At 66.6% G+C, this 3,693-nt stretch carries 1 protein-coding gene and 2 pseudogenes; 2 read left to right on the top strand and 1 reads right to left on the bottom strand.

What is annotated here, in order from left to right; genetic code table 11:
* Positions 1 to 930 (top strand): annotated as a pseudogene (gene lnt / locus BF95_RS24620) (apolipoprotein N-acyltransferase); the annotation flags it as partial.
* A gap of 57 nt (positions 931 to 987) precedes the next feature.
* The gene (gene metK / locus BF95_RS24625) at positions 988 to 2,184 is read left to right on the top strand and encodes a methionine adenosyltransferase (RefSeq protein WP_043155427.1); all 1,197 of its coding nucleotides are present in this window, start codon (positions 988 to 990) and stop codon (positions 2,182 to 2,184) included.
* A gap of 59 nt (positions 2,185 to 2,243) precedes the next feature.
* Here metK and BF95_RS24630 read toward each other — a convergent pair.
* A pseudogene (locus tag BF95_RS24630) lies at positions 2,244 to 3,693 on the bottom strand (putative bifunctional diguanylate cyclase/phosphodiesterase); the annotation flags it as partial.

A 3,693-nucleotide genomic window follows, 5' to 3' on the forward strand; every position in this document is an offset into this window, starting at 1 on the left:
GGGCTGGCTCGCGCCTGCGCCCGCCACCCCGCCCGGCGCACCCCGCATCCGCGTCGTTCAGCCAATATCGGCCAGGACGAGAAATATTCGGTCGAGCGCGAATTTGCCAATTTCCGCAAGCTCGCCGCCCTCACGGGAGAGCCGCGTCCCGCCCCGCGCCTCATCTTCTGGCCCGAAGCCGCCATCCCCGCCTATCTCGACATGGAGCCCGACTGGCGCGCCCGCCTCGCCGCCCTGCTCGGCCCCGAAGACCTGCTGCTGACCGGCGCCGACAAAGTCTATTTCAAGCCGGTCGAGCAGGACGGCATCCTCGTCAACAAACTGGCGGGCGCCAATAACAGCGTCTGGATCGTCACGCCCCAGGCAACCATCGCCGCCCGCTACAGCAAGGCGCATCTCGTCCCCTTCGGCGAATATCTGCCGCTGCGCTCCGTCCTCGAACCGATCGGCCTCTCCCGCCTCGTCCCCGGCGACGCCGACTTCTGGCCCGGCCCCGGCCCCCAAAGCCTGACGCTCGCCGCCGCCACCGGCCGCCCCACCCTCAATATGGGCGTGCAGATCTGCTACGAGATCGTCTTTTCGGGGCAAGTGGTCGATCGCGCCAACCGCCCCGCCTTCCTCTTCAATCCCTCCAACGACGCCTGGTTCGGCCCCTGGGGGCCGGTCCAGCATCTGGCGCAAGCCCGCCTCCGCGCGCTGGAGGAAGGGCTGCCGATCATCCGCTCGACCCCCACCGGCGTCTCGGCGATCATCGACGCCCGTGGCCGGGTCGTCCATGCCCTTGGCCTCAACCGCGCCGGTTTCCTCGATTCCGGCCTGCCCCCTGCGCTCCCGCCCACGCTCTTCGCCAGCGTCGGCAACTGGGCACCCTTCGCCCTTATGCTGGCGCTCTTTGCCCTCGCCATTGCCATCCGCCCCAGCAAAAGCTAATAGCCACATAAACTATTCTTTATGTCGTTTACCGCCCCAGCATTCTATGGGAGTCCCATGCGCAATCAATTTCTCTTCACCTCGGAATCCGTGTCCGAAGGCCATCCCGACAAGGTCGCCGACCAGATTTCCGACGCCATCGTCGATCTCTTCCTGTCGAAAGACCCCGAAGCCCGCATCGCCTGCGAAACGCTGACCACGACCCAACTCGTCGTCCTCGCCGGCGAAATCCGCTGCAAGGGCGTCTATGAGGATGGTGCCTGGGCACCGGGCGCGCAGGAAGAGATTGAAGCAACCGTCCGCGAAACGGTCAAGCGCATCGGTTATGAGCAGGACGGCTTCCATTGGGAAACCTTCCGCTTCGAAAACAACCTCCACGGCCAGTCCGCCCACATCGCGCAGGGCGTCGATGAAAGCGGCAACAAGGATGAAGGCGCCGGCGATCAGGGCATCATGTTCGGCTATGCGTCGGACGAAACCCCCGACCTCATGCCCGCCACCCTCTATTACAGCCACAAGATCCTCGAACGCCTCGCCCATGATCGCCACAACAAGGTGGTCGATTTCCTGGAGCCCGACGCCAAGAGCCAGGTGACGCTCGAATATATCGATGAAAAGCCGGTTCGCGCCACCGCGCTGGTCGTCTCGACCCAGCATGCCCAGGGCATGGACAATGACGACAGCCGCGCCAAGCTGCGCGCCTATGTCAAAGGCGTGATGACCGAAATCCTGCCCGACGGCTGGATGCCCGATGACGCCAGCATCTATGTCAACCCGACCGGCCTGTTCGAAATCGGCGGTCCCGACGGCGACGCGGGCCTGACCGGCCGCAAGATCATCGTCGACACCTATGGCGGCGCATCGCCCCATGGCGGCGGCGCGTTTTCGGGCAAAGACCCCACGAAGGTCGATCGCTCGGCGGCCTATATCACCCGCTACCTCGCCAAGAACATCGTCGCCGCCGGCCTCGCCCGCCGCTGCACGATCCAGCTCAGCTACGCCATCGGCGTTGCCGAACCGCTCTCGCTCTATGTCGATCTGCACGGCACCGGCACCGTCGAAGCTTCGGCGATCGAAGCTGTGCTGCCGACGCTGGTGCGCCTGACGCCCAAGGGCATCCGCACGCATTTGGGCCTCAACAAGCCCATCTACCAGAAGACCGCCGCCTACGGCCATTTCGGCCGCACCCCCGAAGGCGACTTCTTCCCCTGGGAAAAGACCGACCTGGTCGACGCCCTGAAAGCCGCGCTCTAAGCGATCAGCCCCACAGGCAAAAAAAGGGCGCGGGGCCAACCCCCGCGCCCTTTTGCGTGTCAGCTCAAAAACAGGCTCACCAGATCGGCCGACGAAATCCCCGCCGACCGCAAAAAGCCCTGATAATAGTCGCACCCCTCGCGCGCCAGCAGGTCGAGCTGCTGCTCGGTCTCCACCCCTTCGGCGATGACCTTCAACCCCAGCGATTTGGCCATATGAATGACCCCGCGCACGATGATGCGATCGCGCGCCGTCCCGGCAATATCCTGCGCCAGCCCGCTGTCGATCTTCAGATAATCGAGCGGCAGGTTCTTCAAATAGGCCAGGCTCGAATAGCCCGTCCCGAAATCGTCGATCGCCACCGCCAGCCCCTCGGCCCGCAACGCCCGCAACAGCGCCGACGCCGCGCCGATATCCTCGATCAGCCCGCTCTCGGTAATCTCCACCGTCAACCGCGATCGCGGGAAGCCGCTGCTATCGACCATCCGCAACAGCTCGCTCATGAAACTGGGCTGGGCGATGTCCGCCGCCGTCACGTTGATCGACAGCCGCAGCGCCGCCAGCGCCCGTGGCCACGCCGCCGCCTGCCGCAACGCCTCCGCCTGAATATGCGCCGACAAGGGCAGCATATAGTCGGATCGCTCGGCGGTCGCGAACAGCATGGCCGCGCCCAGCGGCCCATAATGGGGGTGGTTCCACCGGGCCAGCGCCTCGACCCCGCTGATCTGCGCCGAATGAACCGGATATTGCGGCTGGAACACGATGCCGATCTCGCCCCGGTCCAGCGCCAGCCGCAGGTCGGTCTCCAGCCGGTCGGCATCCACCTGGCGGCTCTGCTTGTCGGCCGACAGGATGCGGATGCCCTCGCCGCCTGCCTGCCGCGCATCGGCCAGCGCCGTCCCCGCCCGGCGCAGCATCAGCGTCGCATCATCATCCTGCCGCGCCTGGGCGATGCCGCAGCGCGCGATCAGGCGGATGAGGTGATCGCCCGCGCTGAACGGCCGCCCGATCGCGCCGATCAACTGCCGCGCCAGGAAGGTCGCCCGATCGCCACCCGCCGCCTCGCCGGTCAACCCGACCAGAAATTCGGTCCCCGCAATCCGCGCCACCATCGCGCCGGGCGCGACATCATCGACCAGCCGCTCGATCCGCCGCGCGATCCGCCCCAGCAGCGCGTCGCCCACCACCTGGCCATAGGCGGCGTTCATCCGCTCGAACTGGCTGATCGACAGCAGCAGCACCGTGTCGGCAAACCCTGCCGCTGCTCCAGCCAGGCCAGCGCCGCCTGTCGCGATCGCACCCCGGTCAGATAATCGCGCGACGCACTTTCCCGCTCATGCCCGTCGGACAGCCATTCGACATCGGCCGCGACCAATCCCTCCTCGACCCGCAGATGATGGACCAGCCGGTCGCCCGGCCGATCGGGCAGGCCATGCGCCAGCGTATCGGCCGCCCCACTGCGCAGCATCGCCCGCAACGCCGCCAGCACCGCGCGGCGCTCGCCGCGCG

Origin of the sequence: Sphingobium sp. Ant17 (genome assembly GCF_000588875.1) — a bacterium.
Classification (GTDB): domain Bacteria; phylum Pseudomonadota; class Alphaproteobacteria; order Sphingomonadales; family Sphingomonadaceae; genus Sphingobium.

What these genes read in the sequence shown, in the direction of transcription:
- metK (WP_043155427.1), top strand. Translation starts at nt 988, where the DNA reads ATGCGCAATCAATTTCTCTTCACCTCGGAATCCGTGTCCGAAGGCCAT.